17 protein-coding genes and 1 pseudogene are annotated in these 21,371 nt (G+C 62.0%); 10 read left to right on the top strand and 8 right to left on the bottom strand.

Translation table 11 applies throughout. The features are described 5' to 3' along the window. Positions 1-177: 177 nt before the first annotated feature. Entirely contained in the window at positions 178-4,299 is a 4,122-nt protein-coding gene (locus tag ACLIRY_RS25555) for an ATP-binding cassette domain-containing protein (RefSeq protein ID WP_413208253.1), read from the bottom strand. Positions 4,300-4,839: 540 nt separating this feature from the next. On the opposite strand from ACLIRY_RS25555, the gene ACLIRY_RS25550 reads away from it, so the two are divergent. The 10 genes from ACLIRY_RS25550 (at position 4,840) to ACLIRY_RS25505 (ending at position 17,547) form a co-directional block, all read left to right on the top strand. Then, positions 4,840-5,121 (top strand): hypothetical protein, encoded by a 282-nt coding sequence (locus ACLIRY_RS25550; protein ID WP_413208252.1) that lies wholly within the window; start codon positions 4,840-4,842, stop codon positions 5,119-5,121. A 21-nt stretch (positions 5,122-5,142) separates the two neighbouring features. After that, positions 5,143-6,078: a GNAT family N-acetyltransferase gene (locus ACLIRY_RS25545; RefSeq protein ID WP_413208251.1), complete on the top strand. Its 936-nt coding sequence runs from the start codon at positions 5,143-5,145 to the stop codon at positions 6,076-6,078. Positions 6,079-6,240: 162 nt separating this feature from the next. After that, positions 6,241-6,528 (top strand): hypothetical protein, encoded by a 288-nt coding sequence (locus tag ACLIRY_RS25540; RefSeq protein ID WP_413208250.1) that lies wholly within the window; start codon positions 6,241-6,243, stop codon positions 6,526-6,528. Between the two features lie 834 nt (positions 6,529-7,362). Next, positions 7,363-8,427, top strand: a complete 1,065-nt coding sequence (locus ACLIRY_RS25535) for a helix-turn-helix domain-containing protein (protein WP_413208249.1) — start codon at positions 7,363-7,365, stop codon at positions 8,425-8,427. A gap of 239 nt (positions 8,428-8,666) precedes the next feature. Further along, positions 8,667-8,951 carry a hypothetical protein gene (locus ACLIRY_RS25530; protein ID WP_413208248.1) on the top strand — a complete coding sequence of 95 codons (285 nt, stop codon included), beginning with the start codon at positions 8,667-8,669 and terminating at the stop codon, positions 8,949-8,951. Positions 8,952-9,311: 360 nt separating this feature from the next. Further along, positions 9,312-10,376: a helix-turn-helix domain-containing protein gene (locus tag ACLIRY_RS25525; protein WP_413208247.1), complete on the top strand. Its 1,065-nt coding sequence runs from the start codon at positions 9,312-9,314 to the stop codon at positions 10,374-10,376. 8 nt (positions 10,377-10,384) lie between these two features. Next, a complete protein-coding gene (locus ACLIRY_RS25520) occupies positions 10,385-11,686 on the top strand; it encodes an NHLP bacteriocin system secretion protein (RefSeq protein WP_413208246.1) in 1,302 nt (433 codons plus the stop codon). A 3-nt stretch (positions 11,687-11,689) separates the two neighbouring features. Next, positions 11,690-13,915, top strand: coding sequence for an NHLP family bacteriocin export ABC transporter peptidase/permease/ATPase subunit (locus ACLIRY_RS25515; RefSeq protein WP_413208245.1), 2,226 nt, complete (start codon positions 11,690-11,692; stop codon positions 13,913-13,915). Positions 13,916-13,998: 83 nt separating this feature from the next. Next, positions 13,999-16,995, top strand: coding sequence for an NHLP bacteriocin export ABC transporter permease/ATPase subunit (locus ACLIRY_RS25510; RefSeq protein ID WP_413208244.1), 2,997 nt, complete (start codon positions 13,999-14,001; stop codon positions 16,993-16,995). Positions 16,996-17,010: 15 nt separating this feature from the next. Then, on the top strand, positions 17,011-17,547 hold the full coding sequence (locus ACLIRY_RS25505; protein WP_413208243.1) for a cyclic nucleotide-binding domain-containing protein: 537 nt from the start codon (positions 17,011-17,013) through the stop codon (positions 17,545-17,547). Between the two features lie 550 nt (positions 17,548-18,097). Here the strand turns inward: ACLIRY_RS25505 and ACLIRY_RS25500 are convergent. From ACLIRY_RS25500 to ACLIRY_RS25470, 7 genes and pseudogenes are all read right to left on the bottom strand, one after another. After that, on the bottom strand, positions 18,098-18,451 hold the full coding sequence (locus tag ACLIRY_RS25500; protein WP_413208254.1) for a hypothetical protein: 354 nt from the start codon (positions 18,449-18,451) through the stop codon (positions 18,098-18,100). Between the two features lie 56 nt (positions 18,452-18,507). After that, positions 18,508-18,939: a transposase family protein gene (locus ACLIRY_RS25495; RefSeq protein ID WP_413208242.1), complete on the bottom strand. Its 432-nt coding sequence runs from the start codon at positions 18,937-18,939 to the stop codon at positions 18,508-18,510. Beyond that, a pseudogene (locus ACLIRY_RS25490) lies at positions 18,905-19,099 on the bottom strand (DUF2274 domain-containing protein); the annotation flags it as partial. The pseudogene ACLIRY_RS25490 and the gene ACLIRY_RS25495, both read right to left, overlap by 35 nt. 11 nt (positions 19,100-19,110) lie before the next feature. Next, positions 19,111-19,659 (bottom strand): TrbI/VirB10 family protein, encoded by a 549-nt coding sequence (locus ACLIRY_RS25485; protein ID WP_413208241.1) that lies wholly within the window; start codon positions 19,657-19,659, stop codon positions 19,111-19,113. After that, a complete protein-coding gene (locus ACLIRY_RS25480; protein WP_413208240.1) occupies positions 19,659-20,156 on the bottom strand; it encodes a hypothetical protein in 498 nt (165 codons plus the stop codon). The genes ACLIRY_RS25485 and ACLIRY_RS25480 overlap by 1 nt, the downstream gene beginning before the upstream one ends. Then, positions 20,153-21,127: a P-type conjugative transfer protein TrbG gene (trbG, locus tag ACLIRY_RS25475; protein WP_413208239.1), complete on the bottom strand. Its 975-nt coding sequence runs from the start codon at positions 21,125-21,127 to the stop codon at positions 20,153-20,155. The genes ACLIRY_RS25480 and trbG overlap by 4 nt, the downstream gene beginning before the upstream one ends. Next, positions 21,124-21,371: VirB8/TrbF family protein (locus ACLIRY_RS25470; protein WP_413208238.1), on the bottom strand; the 248-nt coding region annotated here is incomplete at its 5' end. The genes trbG and ACLIRY_RS25470, both read right to left, overlap by 4 nt.

The following is a 21,371-nucleotide window of genomic DNA, read 5'->3' as shown; positions in this document are numbered from 1 at the left end:
CTCTCGCACCGGGTCTTCGAGGGATACGAGCACATCGTCGATGCCTGTTGCGATGCATGGAACCGCTTCGCGGAACAGCCAAAAGTCCTCAAATCCGTCACAAGTCGACGGTGGGCCGAGGTCATAGTCTAATGCCGATGGTATGACATCTGGCGACGGTTCTGTGACTTTTCCGGGTCAATGGGCAAAAATACATTCCGTTGCGAGAATAGACTGAAATGCCATTTGACCGAGAGCTTCCGTAGGCAGACCAGAGAAGGCGACGCGGCCCCCCTCCAAAAAGATCACTCTATCTGACTGGACCAAGGCGCTTTCCCGATGTGTGACCAGAAGAACGGTCAATCCCAGGCGGCGGAAGGTGCCGATGAGGGACTCCTGAAGGCTATCCGGGACGGCATTCGTGGCTTCATCCAGAACCAGGATGGTAGGCTTTCGGATCAGTTGCCGCCCAATCAACAGCCGTTGCATTTGCCCCGTTGAAAGGCGGATATCGTCGGTGATGGTCTGCGGTCCCATGGGCATGGCGCGCACCTCATCGGCCAGCTTCACATCCCGCAGAACCCGCCAGACTTCCCTCGGACCGACCGAGGCCGTACCGCAGAGTTGCCCGCGTAGGGTCACCGAAACCTCCAGTCGGTCGGTTTGTTGAACGAGACCGATATGGCGGCGCCAGGTTCCTGGGTCCAAATCCTCGATGGAGCGTCCTCCCATCAGCACGCGGCCTTGCTCGGGTGTTTCATAGCCAAGCAAAACCCGCAGCAGGGTGGATTTTCCGCTGCCCGATGCTCCGGCCAGGGCGACCACCTCTCCGGGCTCGATCTGAACCGTAACACCGTCGAGAATGGTCTTCTCTCCGTATTTCACACGGACATCTCTGGCTTCCAGGCCAGGGCTGTCGCCCCGGGAAGGGGCGCTATCGGACGCGGGGGACGCTGGGATCCGTGGTTCCAAGGGCAACTGGGTCAACATGTCAAGCCGCTCGACGTGAGGGCCAATCCGTTGATAGGTCGCCACCGCGCGGCCAAACTGGGCGCAGGCCGCAAGGGTCAGAAACAAGACCAAACCCACAGCAGCGTCCCCCGTTATACCGATCGAGGTTGTGCCGATCATGGCCCCGCCGCTCACCAACCGGGCGACAACCAAGCCGAACCAGGGCCAAGCATCGCCAGTGGCCTCCAGAAGGCCTTGGCTGCGCTTGACCAAGCGATCCAGCCTCAACAGGGAGTCCTGCTCCCGCTCCCAGACCCCGGCGGCGCGGGTCTCGGCGTCCAGAGCGCGCAGGCGAGACTGTCCCAGCATCATGGCCGTCAGGAACCGGCGTTGTCTCAGGCGGTCGGTTAAAAATCGCCGAAACAGGCCCCGGTCAAGGTGCGTCACCAGGGACGGACCAAGCAGGGCAACGCCCCCACAGAGGCTCGCAGGAACCAGGAGGTTGGGTGCGATCACGGCCAAGACACCCCATCCTACCAGAACCAGGACCCCGTCGAGGACGGCATGGGGCCAGCCGTCGCGTAAGGAGTCCAGCATGCGCGGCAGGGCGAAGACGGCGTCGGCGAGGTCTTCTCGGGCCATTTGGCGCAAGGCGGGGACCCGGACCCGGATCAGACGTTGCACCAGGGCCGAAAGCATGGCGCTTTGGGCGGAATCCTCAAGGCGGGCCAAGGCAATCGCCCGGCTGACCTCCAGCAAACCAACTGCGGCGAGGACCGCCAGCAAGGGAGCGATCAATCCGGTCCCATCCCCCGAAACCAGGAGGGGGGCGATCGGGATCACAAAGGCCAGCCCCCCAAGGGGGGGCGTGAGCGCAACGGCGCGCCAAAAGTCGGCTTGGCTGTCCCGAAGCCCGCGCCAGATCAAGGTCCAGGCACCGGGTTTATCGGACGCCGCCGATGGGTAGAGGCGCCATGTGTCCTCCGGTGATGTCTCGTGAAGGTCTCCGGGGCGGGCGACCCTGGCGCTCTTGCCGTCTGGCGATAGGGCCAACAGGGATCCATGGTCCCGTTTCCGCCAAGTGGGAACCAGGAAGCGAACCCGGCGACAGGGCAGATCCGCCGTCCGGGCCAGAGCCTCGATGTCGGGGCGGCCCCAGGCGTCAAAGGCGGTCGTCCAGGGACCGGTGATCCGATTTCCGGTGAGGGTCTGGATCGCCTCCACCACTCCCCTGGCCGCGACGGCTCGGGTGGGGCGCGTCTCGGTCTCCGGCAGCAACAGGTCCGCCAGTCCGGATGCGGTCGGGGGGGGAGGCTTGGGGGCATCGGGATCGACGATCCGCCCCCGGTCGATGCAGAGCACGCGATCACAGGCGGCGATGGTGGATTTCCGGTGACTGATCACGATCAGGGTGCATCCCCGTCGGCGTAGGTTGCCCCGCAGTCGGGCTTCCAGGGCCGGATTCAAGGCGTCGAGAGCCTCGTCGAGGATCAGCAGGGATCCCCCATGCACAAGGGCCCGGGCGATTTCCAGGCGTTGCAGTTGGCCGCCGCTGAAGTTGCGGCCCCGCGTAACCATGGCCGTATCCAACTGGCCATTCCGAGTGGAGATCTCCTCCTCCAGGCAGGCGTCCCTGAGAGCCTGCCACAGGGCGGCGTCCTCCAGGTCCTCCCGCCAAAGGCACAGGTTGTGCCGGATACTACCCTCGAAGAAAACCGGGGCCTTGTCGAGCCAAATGGGTGGCGCCTCCCCCACCCGCCGTCCGACCCCGCCCGACCAGGGATCCCGAAGACCGGCCAGGAGCAAGGCCAGGGTCGATTTTCCGCCCCCTGATGGCCCGGTGAGACCAAGCTGCTCCCCTTGCGCGACGGACAGGGTGATGTCGTCGATCAGCGGGGGTTTGTCGGGAATATGCCCATGGGTGAGGTGGGCGCACCACAGCACGGGAGAGGCAGCCCCCCTTTCCTTGGTCGGAGGATCCGGCGGAGGTGCGCGGTCCAGCTCGGAGGTTCCCGTCAACAGATCCTCCATGCGGAACAACAGGCCGTGGAGGCGAAGCCCCTGGCCCCGAAGTCCGGCGAAACGGGCCGCAGGACCGGCGAGGCTCGCCGTCAACAGAAGAAGGGGCAGCAGGGCTTCGGGACGGATCTGCTCCCCAGTGACGGCCAAAAGGCCCGTGATCGCCCCCGCTCCCATTAGGGCCAGGGGCAACAGGCGGGTGGCGAGGGTCAGGGCCACTTCGCTGGGAACGTAATCCTGATGGGCGCTCATCCCCTTGGCCCGCAATCCCAGAATGCGAACGAACAGATCCCGGTCCCTATCGCCCACTTTCCAGCTTTCGATCTCGTCCAGATCCCCGAAAAGTTGGCCGAAAGCGGACTCGATATCGGTCTTTAACGCATTGTCGTACTCCCGCAGCCAAGGAAATACCGCAGCGAGGACCAGTCCATACAGGATGAGGAGGAGAGCTGCGACCAGGGCCGAGCCGGGGTGGATCCACCAGAGTCCAGCCAATAAGACCGGGATGGCACCCAGATCCAGCCATCGCGACAGAAGGCCCGTGCACAGGGTCTCCGCTACCCGGTCAGTCGCATCGAGCATGTCGCGCAGGCTCAAGGGGATACGGTAGGCGAAGAAGGCACCGGGTTGCTTGCCGAGGTGACGGATCTGGCGCTTCCCCAGGCTGTCCGCAAGGCGATGGCGAAGAGCGCCGAGGGCTTCGGTCCGGAGCGCATACAAAGCGAACAGGAGAACCGGTGCGGCGAGCAGCGCTGGGCCGGGGAGATCGCTTCGGGTCAGGGCATCGGCCAACCAAACCAGCACCCCCGCCCCGGCCAAGGTGCAGAAGGCGGCGCCGACGATCAGGGCCGCACCCTCTCGCCCGATGGTTTGGCGGACCCAGGACCCCAAGGGCCGTGTCCGTCGGTGTTGAAGGTCCGTTGTGGGGGCGAAGGTCAGTACGATACCCGTAAAGGATTCCTCGAACTGTTCCCGGGGCATGATGGTCCGTCCCCGGGACGGGTCGTTGAGCAGGATGTCTCCGTCCCGCATGCCCTCGAAGACCGCGAAGTGAATGAAATCGAGATAGACGATGGAGGGCGCCCCCAGCGCGCACAGCCGGTCCGGTTCACAGCGGCGAACGGAACAGGCCAAACCGAGGGCGCGGGCTGCCCGAGCCAAATTCCCGGCATTGAGACAATCCCGCGAGACCCCCGTGGCCTTGCGCACCTCCTCCAAGGGGAGGTCAAGTCCGTAATAGGCCAGGACCGAGGTTAGGGCGGCCACCCCGCATTCGGTGGTTTGGAATTGTAACCGGATAGGCGTGCGAACCCGATCCCCACGCCAATGTGAAGGAAAAAAATGCCTCACTTTGTCCCAAAAACCGCGCAAATCGTCCCTAACTTATTATAATTATTGAACAATTTTTGTTTCTATCTTGGAATCCGAGGAAAGGCCACCTTTTAAAGGAACGCACAGATAGGACGCTCGACTTACCACCCGCCCTCGCACCCTATTTTTCCATGCAAATGTGAGATTGCGTCCCTCGTTCTGAGCAGCCTGTCCCGGAGTGGTGGGAAACGTTGGCTTTGTGCCGTCTTCATTCCCATTCTCTGCCCAACGAGCTTTCCCACTAGATCAAACCGCCTTAAATCGGAATCAATTTCAGGCGGATCATTTGATCTAGAATCATAGAGGTAGAGCATCGCGTGGACCGGAAAACCGGATCCACTTTTCCGCTCGATGCTCTAGATCAAACCGCCTTAAATCGGAAACGCTTTCAGGCGGATCATTTGATCTAGAATCATATAGGTAGAGCATCGCGTGGACCGGAAAACCGGATCCACTTTTCCGCTTGATGCTCTAGGGATGCCGAGGACGTGGTTTCAAACAGGGTGTAGGAGAAAATAGATGATGGATCAGACGGCTTTGACCCTCTATCGCGCAATACGGGACAATTCCGACCTATGGGCCGAACTAGCCCGGATCGAGGATCGAGAGGAGCTATGCGCGGCGATCGTCGACGTGGGTAAGGACGAGGGCTTGGCCATTGACCTGGAAACGGTGCGTCAGATGACGTTCCAGATGATCATGGACCTCATGCAAAGCGCCAATGATGACGACGAACTGACCGACGCAGAATTGGAACTGGTGGCTGCAGGAGGGGGGGGACAAGTCTGTAATGACACATAGTCTCTCCGCATCGGAGCAGTGATGGACCTCCTCGCGAGACAGGACGGGATCTATACCCTCTCGCCACTGGACCTGTCTCAACCAAACCCGGGGGTGGGTTCCTTAACCTACCCACGGTATCGCCTGTGGTTCGATGGGGCCGAGCCTGCCCCCGATACCCTGCGCGCCACGGTCGCCTTGGCGGCGGGTCTGCCGGTGGGGCTTGTGGTCATCCAGCGGCGAAAGAGCGAGGCTGTCCGCGTGCTGTCCCTTATGGTCAGCCGTCCCTTTCGGCGTCAGGGTATTGGTCGTGCCTTGCTGGGCGCCGCCGAGGACACCGCTCTGTCCCAGGGGGCCCAAGCCTTGGAAGCCCACTGGAGCAGCCGGGTGGATCGAACCGCCTTCATGGCCTTGCTGGACAACTGCGGGTGGTCCGCGCCGGACCTGCTGGAGCGGCGTCTGGCCGGGCACGCGGACTGGCCCAAGCGCATGGGACCCGGATGGGAAGGCTTTCTGGAGGTCTCCCGACGCAATGGCTATACGGCGACCCCTTGGACGGAGATCACCCCGGACGACCGGTCCAGGGCCTTGGAGCTGGAGGCTGCGGAAGCCCCCGAGGACTGGCCGGTGTTCACGAAGTTTGAACCCCATGCCGACCCCCACCTCTCGGTGGCCCTGCGCCACCACGGAGATCTTGTCGGCTGGATTCATTGCGAAACCCGGCTAAAAGAGGGCTACCACCACTACGTCACCGGTTACGTCAAGCGGACCTTGCAGGGAAAGGGCTGGTTGGCCGCCGGTCTCGATACGGTCTGTCGACGTCAGGCAGAGATCTATGGGCAGCACTCGGTCGCGGTCTTGGAGACGCCGGGGAGCAATACGCGCATGATTGCGTTCATGGAGCGCCGTCTCCGCCCCGTCAGCTTGTGGATTGATGATGTCTATCGCTCCACCAAGACCCTGAGCCCCCAAGTATAGGAAGGATCACTTCATCCCAAGTTCCACGCATTGCATTTCAAGCGCAAGGGCAAGACTGGACAGGCGGAAGACCATGCCCAATCCTGCTTCCATCGCTGGGTCCTCTGAAGGGATTCAAAGGGCGACAGAGTCAGTCTCAATCAGAATCCAAGGAGAATCGATATGGTGGATCAGACCGCTTTGACCCTCTATGGCGTGCTGCGTGACAATTCTGGCCTATGGGCCGAATTGAACCGAATCACGGATCGGGAAGAGTTCTGCGCGGCAATTGTCGACGTGAGCAAGGACCAAGGGGTGGCCGTTGACCTGGAAACAGTGCGCAAGATGACGCCCGAGATGCTCACGGCTCTGATACAAGGAGCGAACGACGATGACGAGCTGACAGATGGCGAGTTGGAATTGGTGGCTGCGGGAGTCGTCATGAAGAATTCTGGTGCAAACATGCTGTGATCATTGGCGGAACACAGATTTTTTCTCTTACCTTTTCCAGAGGAACCCATACCATTCTCTGGATTTCACCTACATTTTCTTGCTCTGCAGGATCGGCAATGTCCCTCGCGACACCTAAACTTTGAGCCCTCCTCTTTCGGAGGATCTCTGCCGTGATATCCCGTCTTAGATCAAACCGCCTTAAATCGGAATCGATTTCAGGCGGATCATTTGATCTAAAATCATATAGGTAGAGCATCGCGTGGACCGGAAAACCGGATCCACTTTTCCGCTCGATGCTCTAAGAGCCCAACCCGAAATTTATCCGGTGAATTGAATGGTTTCCGTCATGCCCGTGAAAACGGGCATCCAGGGTTGATTTCGCTGGCGGCGCTCAAACGCACGGGCGTGGCGGGATTAGCCTCCGTTGCCGGTCCCCACCCTGGGTTCCCGCTTTCGCGGGAATGACGACGAAATTATTGAAATAATGGGAGTCATTTCGGGTTGAGCTCTAAGACATGGTCTTTGGGGGAGTGGGGCATTTGAGCCCCTGAGTGGTGCGCACTGTCTCGCGTTTCATGCAATCCGTCCCACGCGTATGGTATTGGAGTGGGTCTATCCAGTATCCTATGTGATCGTGAACGCGAGGCAATTGCGTCACTAGATCAAACCGCCTTAAATCGGAATCGATTTCAGGCGGATCATTTGATCTAGAATCATATAGGTAGAGCATCGAGTGGACCGGAAAACCGGATCCACTTTTCCGCTCGATGCTCCAGAGTAACTTCGAGGCGGTGGCCCGAGGTGGCGGTTCTGGTTCCCTGCCGTGGAGCCTTGGAAATCGGATGAGATCACATGTCCCATGACGCACCAGCCACCCTCTTGCCCGTCTCCCGTTTCAGCACGGGATCCCTCCCCTCGGAGGACGGGTTTCAGGCGTGGCGAGAGAGTATTGGTGTTCTCTTCGATGTGGAACGGGACAGCAGCAGGCTCAAAGCCCCCTTCAACGCACGGCTGACCACCTATGGCATGGACAACATGATGCTCGCCCATTGTGCGTCTCAAGCCCAGGTGTTTCGGCGGTCTCCCCTGAAGGTTTCGACGGATGGTCTGGACCACTATCTTATTCAGATTTTCACCCAGGGCTCATGCGAGTCCACCCGGGGGAGGAGGACGGTCACCGCCCGGCCAGGGGACATCTGGATCCTTGATTTGGCCAGTGGCTTCACGGCACTGAATGGGGATTTCGAGCACCTGACCCTGGTGGTGCCCCGTGGTTTAATCGAGGGCAACCTGCTGCGGCCAGACGACCAGCAGCAGCGGGTTGTTCCGGGCGATCAACCCCTGGCGCGCTTATTCAAGCAACTGATGTTCGGTTTTTTCGAGACCGCGCCAGACATGACCCTTAAGGATGGTCTGCTGATGGTCGCGCCGATGCAGCGCATGGCTGAAGGACTGCTCAACAGCAGAGACGCCGGGACCCTGCCGGACATCGATCGTGGGGCCGTTGATTTTGCCCTGGTCACCGCAGTGAAGCGCTTCATCGAAGAGAATCTGGGTGATCCGACCCTGAAACCCGAAGCGATCTGCGCCCATTTCGGCATGTCGCGTTCGAACCTCTATCGATTGTTTGAACCCATTGGTGGCGTGGCGGCCTATGTCCGCACCCGCCGCCTACGGCGCGGTGCCCGCGATTTGCTGGATCCGAGCCAATCGGGCCGATTGATTTATGAAATCGCCTATGCCTGGGGGTTCACACGGGAAGGGGATTTTGCCCGGGCCTTTCGGCGCCAATACGGGGTATCGCCCAGGGATGCCCGGGTCGCGGGACTGCTCTCTGTGGGCCGCCCTGGATCCGTAAGGGGCCCCTTCGGGGACCGGGACTACGAGTCCTGGCTCCATGATCTGACCAGAGGGTGAGGGCAGCCCTCTCTGTAATCGGCGGTCTGACAGAGGAAGCGGATAGGCGTACGGGACCGGTCTCCGCGCCAGAGCAAGGAGAGATATGCCTCGTTTTGTCCCAAGTTGTGCCCAGCTTGTCCTTAACTGAGAGGTAAAGGCTGGAATTGAGTCGGCTTCACTCCCACCCTTCGATCAGTTGCCTCTGCCTTTGATCGGCTCCAGGGGCATGATTTGGAACAGGATCAAGGAGAATTGAGATGAGTGATCAGACCGCTTTGACCCTCTATTGCATGGTGCGCGACAATCCGGACCTCTGGGCCGAATTGAACCGGATCACGGATCGGGAAGAGTTCTGCTCGGCGATTGTTCAGGCAGGCATGAAACAAGGGCTGGCTATTGAACTGGACACGGTGCGTCAGATGACATCCGAGGACTTCATAGCCCTGATACGGAGTGCGAACGATGATAAAGAGTTGACCGACGAGGAGTTGGAACTGTGCGCTGCGGGATGGCCCGTGAGGTCTGTTGATGGTGATGTCTGATATTTTGTGACCTGCAGATCTGCCCCCTATCGTTTCATTGCGAATGCCTGCCCATTTCCGACCAGTGACTGCGTTCGTCTCAGCTTTTCTTGCCCTGATGGATTGATGAGACTTATCCGTCCATCAGGGCTTTGAGCCCCCAGTGTGGGGGGCCCTGATCAAGAGTCTCGACCATCGAACTAGGGTCTTTGCGACAACCCTGCCCATTGTCTCTAATTCCGTGCAGTTCATCCCACGCCGATGGATTTCGAGTGGCTCCCCTATGGACTTATGAGACTGTGAACGCTTGGCAGTCGCGCGTGAAAGGCTCTGGTTTCGATACCGTCGTGATGCGGAACCGAAGACAGCGGAACAGATACCATGTCCCAAATCTCCAGTGCTCCTCTCCTGCCGGTCTCCCGTTTTGACGCGGGATCCCTCCCTGCCGATGAAGGCTTTCAGGCTTGGCGGGAGAGCATCGGCGTGATGTTCGATGTAGAATTGGACCGCCGCCGACAGGCCTCCGCATTTGATGCGCGCGTCACGGCTTTTGGCATGGACAGCCTGATGCTCGTCAGGTGCTCGTCTCTGAGGCAGTCTTTTGAACGATCTCCCCTGAAGATCTCCAGGGACGGACTGGATCACTACCTTATTCAGATCTTTACCAAGGGCGTCTGCGAGGCGTCGCGAGGGAAGAAGGACGTCACGGCGCGGCCCGGCGACATCTGGATTATTGATTTGGCCAGTGACTTCGCCAGCCGAACCACGGATTTCGAGAACCTAACATTGGTGGTCCCCCGCAATTTGATTCATGGCAACCTGCTGCGGCCAGACCACCAACAGAAGCGAGTCATTCCGGGGGATCAACCCTTGGCTCGAGTGTTCAAGCAAATGATGTTCGGTTTTTTCGAAACCGCGCCAGACATGACGATCAAGGATAGCCTGCTGATGGTGGCCCCGATCCAGCGTATGGCCGAAGGATTGCTCAACAGTGGAGAGGCCGGGACCCTCCCCGACATGGACCGTAACGCCGTTGATTACGCCATACTCCTGTCGATCAAGCGGTTCATCGAGCAGGGCCTCAGCGACAGCTCCCTAAGGGCAGAGGTCATCTGCAACCACTTTGGCATGTCGCGGTCCAAGCTCTATCGCCTGTTCGAGCCCTTAGGCGGTGTCGCAGACTATATCCGCGCCCGCCGTTTGCGACGGAGCGCCCGCGATTTGCTGGATCCGGCTCAGTCGAAACGGCGGATCTATGAGATCGCCCATACCTGGGGCTTCGGTCGGGAAGGAGATTATGGCCGGGCTTTTCGGCGCCAATATGGGATCTCGCCACGGGAAGCGCGCGCCGCCGGAATGCTCACCCTGGGCGGTCCTGGGGCCGCGAGGGGACCCTCTGGGGACCGGGACTATGAGTCTTGGCTCCATGATCTAACCAGGGTTTGAGGGCGGTTATGGCGGAAACCAAAGGTGCCGAAACCGGTGGGGTGGGTTCGATCAAAAAGCGGATTTTTAGACAGGCGGCGTTGGAGCGGCTGTCCACGCCTGAGCAACTGGACCAACTCGTCATTCTAACCGGTCGTGGCACCTGGGCGGCGACCCTCGCCCTGTGGATTCTGTTGGGCGGGGTCATGCTCTGGGCTTGGCTTGGCGCGATCCCGGACTACGCCGAGGCCGATGGATTGCTCGTGTCCGGCGGAGGCGGCGTCGTCGACGCCACGGCACCGGCGGTGGGACGGGTCCTGGCGCTTCGGGTCCAACCGGGGGACCTTGTCTCAACCGGACAAGTCCTGGCCGAACTGGATCAGGCGGAGTTGGCGCGGGACCTGAAGCACGCCAAGGAACGGCAGGCGGAACGGCAAGAGCGCCTGGAGAAGCTGACGGCTGATTTCGCCCGGGAAAAACGGATCAGCGAGGACCTGCGCCGCCAACAACGGGACAGCCTGACCCGGCTGCGCGCCGCCGCCCAGGAGCGGCGGGATTACCTGAAGACCAGCCTCGACAATCTGGATGGCCTCTCTGCTCGCGGCTTGAGCACCCGGGAAGCCGTGGCCGATACCCGGCAACGCTATTACGAAGCAGACAGGCAAATCCAAGAAGCCGATACGGAGATCATCCGCCTCGACCAGGACGCCTTCGCCCTGGAGGAACGGCAAGACCGGGAGCGGCGCGACGCAGAAGACCTCCTGAGCGCCGCCCGTCGCGAGGTCGATGAACGGGATCAGGAATTGACCCGGGCGACCCGTGTGACCGCACCCGTCGCCGGACGGGTGACCGAAGTCAAAGCGCCTGCGGGAGCCTTTGTCAACCGGGGGCAAGGGGTTGTCAGCCTGGAAAGCGGCAAGTCCGGCTTGGAGGCGGTGCTCTTCCTCCTCCCGGCGACGGGCAAAGATGTCCGGGTCGGTCAACAGGTCCGTCTTCAGCCCGCCAACATCAAAAAGGAGGAATTCGGATCCATCGAAGGCGAGGTTCTCTCCGTCTCGGCCTTTCCGGTGACGCCAGATGGGGTGCGGGCCATCCTGCGCAATGACAGTCTGGTTGCGCAATTTACCCGGCAAGGCGCCCCCTATCTGGCTCGAATCTCCCTGGAAAAGGACAGCTCCACGGTCAGCGGCCTAAAGTGGACCTCCGGGGCCGGTCCGGGCTGGCGGGTGGACTCTGGAAGCGTCTTGACCGCCGAGATCACCATCCGCGAAAGGGCACCGATCAGCCTTGTGATTCCGTTTCTGCGGAAACACACTGGGGTGGGGTTCTGATCAATGGGACGCGCCGCCCCCCTAAACGCGGGAGACCGGATAACCGAAGCCGCCAAACCATCGGAGGTTTCCCCCCCTTTGGGAAAACCGCGCCGGGTCCGAACGCCGACCATCCTGCAGATGGAAGTGGTGGAATGCGGAGCGGCCTGCCTCGCCATGGTTCTTGCCTATCATGGCCGCTGGGTCTCGCTGGAGGATTTGCGGGTCGCCACAGGGGTCAGCCGCGACGGAACCAAGGCAAGCAACCTGTGCAAGGCCGCCCGGCGGTATGGCCTGTCGGCGAAGGGGTTCCGCAAGGAACCCGCTGATTTGTCGGATCTTCCCCTGCCTTCCATCCTCCACTGGGGGTTCAACCACTATGTCGTGTTCGAAGGGATCAAGGGCAAATACGCCCATATCAACAACCCGGCCAGTGGTCCGGCACGGATCACCCGGGACGAGTTGGATGCATCCTTCACCGGGGTGGTTCTGGCCTTTGAGCCCGCCGAGGGCTTCGTCAAGCAAGGGCGCCCCCCCCGGACAGCGGACATTCTGTGGCGGTATTTGCGGGGATCTCGGGTCACCCTGGGACTGATTGCCCTGTTGACCCTGGCGCTGGTGATTCCCGGCATTGTCATTCCGGTTTTCAGCAAGGTCTTTGTTGATGACATCCTGATCAATGGGCGGGACGCCTGGCTGGTTCCCCTGATTCTCGCCATGGCCGCAACGGCTCTTCTGCGGGCGCTCATCACCTGGTTGCAACAGGCCCTTCTTCTCCGCCTGGAGCTCAAGCTGTCGCTGGGTCTGGCGCGGACCATGCTGGAGCATGTGCTGCGCCTGCCCATGGCCTTCTTTAACCAAAGGGCGTCCGGTGATCTCGCCAACCGGGTCGGTGCCGCAGATCGGGTGGCACGGTTGTTGACGGGGGATTTGGCCTCCTCAGTGCTTAATGCGGCAACGGCACTTGTGCTTGGTCTGGTCATGGTTGCCTACCAGCCCCTTCTTGCCGGAGCCACGATCCTTCTTGGTTGCGCCAATTTCCTGGCGGTGCGCACCGTGGGGGAGCGGACCAGACTGAGTTCCCTGAACTTGATGAATGACCAGGGCAAGCTGTTCGCCACAACGGTTGGATCCCTCCAGTCCATCGAGACCGTCAAGGCCAGTGGCCTGGAGGCCGAGCGCTTTTCCGCATGGAGCGGCAGACAGGCCAAGTCCCTGAATACGGGGCAGCGATTGGGGCTTTTGAACGGGCTGGTCGCCGTGGTTCCGCCGCTGGTGGATGCCCTGACCGTGGCCACTGTCCTTTGCCTGGGGGCCGTTCTGGTCATCAAAGGGAAGATGACGGTTGGTGATCTGGTGGCCTTTCAAACACTCGCGGCCAGCTTTACCGGGCCCATGGGGCAGCTTGCCGGGTTCAGTGGTCAGTTGCGGATGATCCAGGCTGACCTCGCCCGGGTTGAGGATATCCAACGCTGTGCCCCAGTATCCTGGGGGTCCGATGACGCCCCTTTGCCCGGGCAGGAGGCAATCCTGCGGGGGGAGGTGGAGCTGAAGTCGGTCAGCTTTGGCTACAGCCCCTTGGACCCGCCCTTGATCCGGGATTTCTCCCTGCATATCCGACCGGGCCGCCGGGTGGCGTTGGTCGGTGGGTCGGGCAGTGGCAAAAGCACCATTGCCCGAATCATCGCGGGTCTCTGCGACCCCGACCAGGGGGAGGTTCTGTTCGACGGTCGCCCCATGGCGGAGATCCCCCGGCGCGTCCTGGCCGCCTCCTTAGCCCATGTGGATCAGGATACCTTCTTGGTCCAGGGCACCATCGCGGACAATATCTCGCTGTGGGATGAGACTCTGTCCGATGCCACCATCACCCGAGCCCTCGCCGACGCTGCGATCTTGGACGAGGTCAGTCGCCGGCCCGGAGGATTGCGGGGAGCGGTTTTTGAAGCGGGGATCAATTTTTCCGGTGGCCAGCGGCAGCGCTTGGAAATCGCCCGTGCCCTTGCCCAGAACCCCAGCCTGCTCATTCTGGACGAAGCGACGGTGGCCCTGGATCCGCTGACGGAAAAGCGCATAGACGACGCCCTGCGCCGACGCGGCATGACCTGCATCATCGTCGCCCATAGGCTGAGTACCATCCGGGACTGTGACGAGATCGTCGTCCTGCGACGGGGGCGGGTCATCGAGCGGGGAACCCACGAAGAGCTTCTGGAGCAAGACGGGGAATATGCCCGTCTGATCGCCTCAGAATGACCGTCATGGCGCCAAAACCCTCCCCTTCCGAGCGTTATGGGAGCGAACCTCGGCGCAAGGTCGGAGTCCGATCTGAGAGGCCCTTGGCGTTGGATCCAGTCGGAATCGGCAGGGCGGGACTGCCGGGCGGTCGGGAACGAAGTTGCCCGGCCAACGCGCCCATCGATGGGGATGATCCACAGCGGGTCTGGGTTGTCCTGCAGGGCTCCGTAAACCTCTTCGCCGTGCGCCGGGAGCCGGACGGGCGGGATGGCCCCCGCCATCCCCTGTTCCGGGTGGATGAGGGGGGCTTGGTCTTCGGTTTGCCGCCGATTGCGGAAGAGCAGACCGGAGCCGGTCAGCCCGTTCACTTGGTGTTTTGTGGCGATCCGGATGCCCGGGTCCACGAAATCAGCGTGGATGCCCTGTTTGGGGAGAGGCGCAAGACGTGGTCGAAGGCCATTGATGCCTGGGTAGGCGCCTTGAGCTCCGCCCTGTTGGACCTACCCGATGCCTGGCCCGTTCGCGTTGCCGAGGAACCCGGTTTCGCCCGTCTTGGCGCCCGCGAAAGCCTGTTTGGGTCGCCCCGGGCGATCCTCTGGGCCGAAGGGGTGAAGGGACGCGCCCGCTGGCAGGGACGTGGCGGACTGAGCGTTGATCTGGAAGAGGGGCGGATTCTCCCCCTCTCCGCCGGGGTGTTCCTTCAGGCGGAGGGCAGTGCAGAAGTGTCCCTGGACACCACGATCACGCTGATGGGGGAGGACCGGCTTGCCCGGCCTTTGGCGGATCTGCATCGGTTGGCGGGGCAGCGGTTGACGGCCTGGGTCGCCGATTGCGAAGGGCAGGAACACGCCCGTTTGGCCGACCGCCTTGGCCGTGATCAACGGGTTTGGGACCATACTCTCCGCCGCGCGGCTGCGGTCCTGTCCCAGGGGCCGTCGGGACCGGGACTTGCGCCGACGCGGGCGTCCAGTCCCTTGGTGGATGTCTTTCGCCAAGTGGCCCTGGCCGAAGGGGTGACGCTGGACGATCTCGAACCTCCCCCTCCGCAAGGGGCGACAGCGGAGGACCGCGTCCAGGCCCTGGCGCGATCGGCGGGGGCGCGGGTTCGTCGGGTTCTGCTGCGGGGAGAGTGGTGGAAGACCGATGCCGGTCCCTTGATCGCTTTTCTAGGCGGGGATCGGGCTCCCGTGGCTCTTCTACCCCATGGTCCGGACCGGTATCACCTTGTGGATCCCAGCCAGGGAACGCCCGAGGTCTTAAGCGAGACCCTCGCGCAATCCCTTTCCGCAGATGCCTTTGCGCTCTATAGCCCCTTGCGGGCGGATAACCGCCGTGTGCGCGATCTTGTCGGGCTGTCCTGGCGCAAAGCCAGGCCGGATCTGGCGCGGGGCTCGGTGATGGGACTGTTGGCGGCGCTTTTGGCCCTGATCACGCCCATTGTGACGGGCTACTTAATCGATAATGTAATTCCCCGGGCGGAAATCCACCGGGTGGGTGAAGCCGGGATTGCCCTGGTGGTCATTGCCCTGGGGGCGTCGGCTTTTCGGGCGATTCAAGCGGTCGGGCTGCTGCGGGCAGAAGGGCGCATCGACTGGGTTGGACAGTCCGCCCTGTTTCAGCGCTTGCTTACCTTACCAACGGGGTTTTTCCGGGGCTATGCCATTGGGGATCTCGCCGACCGCTGTTTGGGATTCCAGCATATCCGGAGCATTCTGACGGGCAATACGTTGCAGGCCCTCTCCCGGGGGGTCTTCTCCATGGGCAGCCTCGCGCTGTTGTATTATTACAATTGGCGGCTCGCCCTGATTGCCTGTGCGACTTTGCTTGTGGTGTCCGTTCTCATGACCTCAGTCACCATCGCCCAGCGGAGAGCCCGAGCCGAGATGGTGGGATGGCAGGGACGGATTGACGGCTTGACCGTGCAATTGCTCTCGGCCATTGCCAAGTTGCGGGTCGCAGCAGCGGAAGACCGTGCCTTCACGCGCTGGTTTTCCTTGGTCGTCAGTCAGAAGGAATGCCTGAAACGGGCACAGCTTTGGGCCAATGTCGCCGAAACCTTAAGCGGTGTGGTTCCGGTTCTCTGTACAGGGGTTCTGTTCTTGTCCCTGTCGATGATCCTTGACGATCTGGTGCGGGAAGATGCCCTGTCCGCCCTGCTGCCCCCGGACCCGCAAGACCCCGGCGCGGTGCTCACGGCGATGACGACCGGAGATTTTCTGGCCTTCAACGCCGCTTTTGGGCAGGCCTTGGCGGGATTTCTTCTTTTGGCGCGCGCCTTTCCGGAAGTGATCGAAATCGGTCCTCACCTCGATCGCCTGCGGCCTCTGCTGTTGACAGCTCCAGAGGCTGTGGGAGCACGCGTGTCCCCCGGTTCCCTGTCCGGCTCCGTTGCCTTCAACCATGTCACTTTTCGCTATGACGAGGGGTCTGCTCCGGTTGTCGATGATTTGAACCTGCAGATTGAAAGTGGGAGTTTCGTGGCCCTGGTCGGGCCATCGGGTGGTGGAAAATCCACCTTGATTCGGTTGTTGCTGGGGTTCGAAACACCGGAGGTGGGCAATGTTGTTTATGATGACAAGCCCCTGGACCAACTCGACCTTTCAGCAGTACGGACTCAGATCGGGGTGGTTTTGCAAAACGGTCGGATCAATCAGGGGAGCGTGGCCGAGGCGATCGTCGGCACCAGCGGAGCCAGCCTGGAAGACGCCTGGGTGGCCGCCCGGATGACCGGTCTCGCTTCGGAGATCGAAGCGATGCCCATGGGAATGCATACGGTTCTGTTGGACGGCGCCCAGACCCTGTCCGGGGGGCAGAGACAGCGGTTGATGTTGGCACGCGCCTTGGTCGGGCGACCCAGGCTGTTGATCTTGGACGAAGCGACCTCCGCCCTCGACAACAGAACCCAGGAGATCGTCACCACGAGTCTGGAGCGCCTGCGCTGTACCCGGATCGTGATTGCCCACCGTCTCAGCACGATCATGAAGGCGGACAAGATCATCGTAATCGACGAAGGGCGGATCATCGAAGTTGGTACTTACGATGACTTAATGGATATGGATGGGCCGTTCCGCGCGTTGGCTCACCGTCAGTTGATGTGAGGGGAGGAGACATCGGTGCGAAAGGTTCTTTATATTCTGGGCCAGCTCAATGACCGGGATATTGACTGGATGGTGCGCCACGGTCGGCGTCAACGCTTTGGAGAGGGACAGATCCTGATCACCGAAGGGGAGCCCAGTGACTTCCTGTACATTCTGCTAGAAGGCGAATTGTCCATCCGCGTGAACGGCGTTGGAATCGTGGCGGAACGGGGCGTGGGAGAAATCGTCGGAGAAATGTCCTTCGTGGATTCCCAACCGCCCTCCGCCACAGTCAGTGCGAAGGGGGAGGCTCTGGTCCTCAGCCTTAATAAGGAGGAAATGCGGGAGGAACTGCGGGACAATACGGACTTCGCCAGCCGGTTCTACCGGGCGCTCGCTATCTTCCTGTCGGACCGCCTCCGACAGTCGAACACCCAGCGTTCGGTGGACCAGAGTGGGCATCTGGGGGAAGCCCGACTTCTGGACGATGAATTGGATCTCACTGTCCTTGATCGGGTGTCCCAGGCCGGGGAAAGTTTTAACCGCATGATCCGGCGCCTGTCGGAAGCGTAGGAGGGCTGACGATGGACCGATTACTTCGCGAACAGGATGAGATGAGAGGCAAAAGAATCAGAGACAATGATCCCACCTAAGATTAGACGTCGCCACCCCTTTCGCCAAAAGGCTGTCGATTGCTATCAGCGCCCCTTCGAGCTTGATACTCCGGACCTGTTGAGACCTTGGACGGTCTGGCCAGTGCTGGTCGCCATTGGCTTACTCGTCATAGGTTGGAGCCTTCGGCCCTGACCTGTGGTTGACCCGCAAGGGGGAAACGCCCTTCAACCCAACGAATCTGATACCAACGGCCCCTGTTTGTGGTGCCGTTTTTACGCAAGATGTTGAGGGCGAAGCTTCGGACACGGGCCATGACTCCGGGATTGTCTCGGATGCGGCTTTTGTCCTCGTCACACGAGACATCACGGACATAGTGGTTGCGGTTCTCGATGCCCCAGTGGCCTCGAATGGCCGCAGCCCATTCGGTTGCTGGAACCTCGTCGGCGGACGAGACATAGAAGGCGACCTCGCCGCGCTGGTTCCACAGACCGGTAGCGGCGGAATACAGTTAGGTGCGACGGGTGACGCGGATGACGGTCTTGATGAAGGGCTGCCACTCGGACCCAGCCAGGGCGTCGGCGACCGGGAAGACCTCAACGGTTCGATCTTCCTGGCGGGATCGGCCTGTGTCGCGCGAAAACGCAGTGTCGGCGGGAGCGGTGTTGTCCGCAATGGCACAGGAGGTTCTGAACAGATTGGATTGGTTAGCCTTCACCTGGACCAAGAGATGGTTTCCGGTATCACGGGCCGTTTTGATTGTTTTTTGACAGTGCATGGCGTCCGGGGTGAACAGACGCCCGGTCAGCCCCAGCGCCGCGATCATGGCCTGGGCGGCAGGGATCTCGTTGCTCTTCTCGCCGATGGCCTGGCCAGATGGCCGAGAATGATCTGCCCGTCGATGGCAAAAACGCTCAGGACCTAGGCGGCCTTGCGGTCATGGAAGGCGTCGAAACTGCCGCGCAGGGTTTTGCCGTCGATAGCGACCGCTGGGGGAAAGCTCGCCCCTTCGACCGGGGTTTCCATCGTATCTTCGACAAGGCTGGCGGCATGCTCGCGGAACACGCGCTCCCTCTCCTCGGCATCGAGACCATGCAGGATGAACCGCACCGACGAATAGGCCGGAGCACGGCGGAGCGACAGGCCAAACTCCTTGTTCAGGCGGTCCAGATGGGTCCGGATGAAGCCGTGAACCTGACGATACGACCGCGCTCCGGCCAGCATCGCCAACACTGTAAACAGCAGGATCGGGGCCAAAGGGTACATCCTCCCCTGACCGCGACGGGGATCGGGGAGAAGATATCTCCCTGCTGGCCTTGGCGAAGGCGCGGTCCCTGTCCAGGAAGGCCTCAAGCATGAAGGGGATCAGGTCGGAGATGGTTTCCGTTTCCCCATAGGTGGCCTTGTACAGGGCGGCATAGTCCCGCAGGGCCTGTCCCAGATCGGCGTTGACGGAGAGGGTGATCTTTACCGGGGTGCGATCGGGGAGTTTTCCCAGTTTCAGGTTGGCCATGGTCGATCTCCTCATCCCTGGTAGGGGCGCAGCACCAAATCCCGCTGGACGATGACGCGCAGCGGCCAGCCGGGGCGGACGGTGATGGTGGGTTGGATGTTCAGATTCTTCTCGGTGATCCGCTGTCCCGCGCGGTTCACGTTGGACTGGGTGGATTCCCGGATCGCACGGATCAGGTCACTTTCGCCCTCGCCGAAGGTCAGCTCGGAGCCCACGCCCAGCAGGGTGGCCAGGGCGATGCCCTTCACCAGCCGCCAGGTGTGGTAATCGACCTCGTCCTCCAGCCCGGCATAGCCCGCCGCGTCGGTGGCGGGCAGGTTGTCGATCTCGATGGAGGAGCCGTCGGGCATGACGATCCGTCGCCAGACCAGCAGGGCGCGGGACTGGCCGAAGGCCACAACGCTGTCATAGGCGCCGATCAGCCGGGATCCCTGGGGGATCAGCAGGATCCGGCCCGTCACCGTGTCGTGGACGTTCTCGGTCACCTGGGCGACCACCATTCCAGGCAGATCGGAATTGATGCCGGTGATCAGGCTGGCGGCGATGATACTCCCCGCCATCACCTGATAGGGAGACGCCGGGGTCTGGAGGGGATGGGGATTGGTGATGCCGCCCCCGCCCCGGCCTTCGCTGGCTGAGGTGCCCTCTGCTCGATACGGAAGAAGACGCCCGCCTCCCGCGCCTGGATGGCCTGGCGGGCCAAGCGCTGTTCCGCCTCCGAGGGGCCTTCATCCCTGGGCATCAGCCCCTGGGCCTTTTGCTGGGCGAGAATGGGATGGCCCAGATCACTAGGTAGCGGCGGCCCCAGGTCGGGCGCGTCCGGCTTGATCTCCGAGTAATCCCCCGGCAAGGCGGCGAGACCATCAGGTGTCGGCGCCCTCCCCGTCTGCAACAACTCGGTCGAAGACGAACCCGAGCGGAAGGACGGCGCCTGCAGGGCCAAGAGCGCCAGCCCCAGTACTCCCGCCGCGGCGATGGCGGTGCCGCCAATCACCACGCCCTTGCGGAAGCGTGTCACCCGGGGCTTGGGGCCGCTGCGGAGGTCGAGCTTGGTCATCGGCCCACCTCCCGGCCATCGGTGCGGCTGATCCGCACCACCTGCTGGGGATCGGTTCCCAGGCGCAGTTCGGCGGCGGCGAAGAGGCGATCGACAATGTAGTAAGACCCCCGCATGCGGTAGTTCACCAGGGCCGCCTCCCCGTCCGCGCCCACCACGAAGAGGGGTGGTGCCTCGCCCTGGTCGATGCGGCGGGGGAAAGCGATGTAGACCTTGTGGCCGTCGTCGAAGACCCGGGTCGGCTTCCAGAGCGGGCTGTCACCGGAGATCGTGTATCGGAAATGGAGACTGTCCACGGCCACGTTGGCCGCGATCGGCGCGGCGGCCTCGGCGGCGGCGTTGCGGCGGTTCAGGGCCAGGAGTTGGTCCCGGGTATAGGTCCAGGAGAGCGCCGCCATGGCGGTGGTCTCGGTCCTGCGCAGGTGCAGGTGATAGGCCCGGCGATCGGTGGTGATCACCAGATTGGTAGCCAGCTCCGGGGCGAAGGGTTTCACCAGCACATGGGTGCGCTCGGAGGCTCCCGAGCCGCTGACCGTGTCCCCGATCACCCAGCGCACCGTGTCGCCGGCGGAGACGGCGGTCAGGGTCTCCCCGGGCTGGAGGGCGATGTCCGTCACCCGCTCCGGCGCGGCGTAGAGCTGATAGAGCGCCCCCTCGGCATAGGGATAGACCTGCATGGCGTTGATGTAACCGTGCTTGGTCGGCTCTTGCGTGGCGGCCTTGTTGGCGTCGTCCACCCGTTCTTCCGGCGGGCGAGTGTCCTCGGCACTCTTCCCCGGCAGTGGCTGGAGTTGGCCCGGCAGGGGAAGAACCTTGGGCACCTCGACCATGGTCACGGGGTGTAGTGGTTCCATCTCCATCTGAGCGGGCCGGAAATCCTGGCTGTCGTAGGAAATCACCGGGGGCGGTATCCGGGTGGCGCAGGCGGCCAGCACCAGGGCCGACGCGGAGAGGATCAGGGGGGCTTTCATGGTGTGCTCTCCTTGGAAGATTCAGGAGCCGTATCAAGGTCCCGCGACCAGTCGATGGCGGTGACGAACAGTCCCAGGGGATTGGCCCGCAACTGTTCCACCGAACGGGGCGATCTGAGGGTGATGGAGAGGATGGCGGTCCAGCGCTCCGTGCCCTTCAGGCCGCCGCGCTCGAAGACCCGTTCGGTCCAGGCCACCTGGAAGGATCGGTCCGAGGCCCGCACCACGCTGGTCACCTGGACGG

The sequence above is a fragment of the Rhodospirillum sp. A1_3_36 genome (assembly GCF_047263945.1).
GTDB lineage: Bacteria > Pseudomonadota > Alphaproteobacteria > Rhodospirillales > Rhodospirillaceae > Rhodospirillum.
Note: the sequence above shows the minus strand (reverse complement) of the source record. Positions and strands in the feature narration are given on the sequence as shown.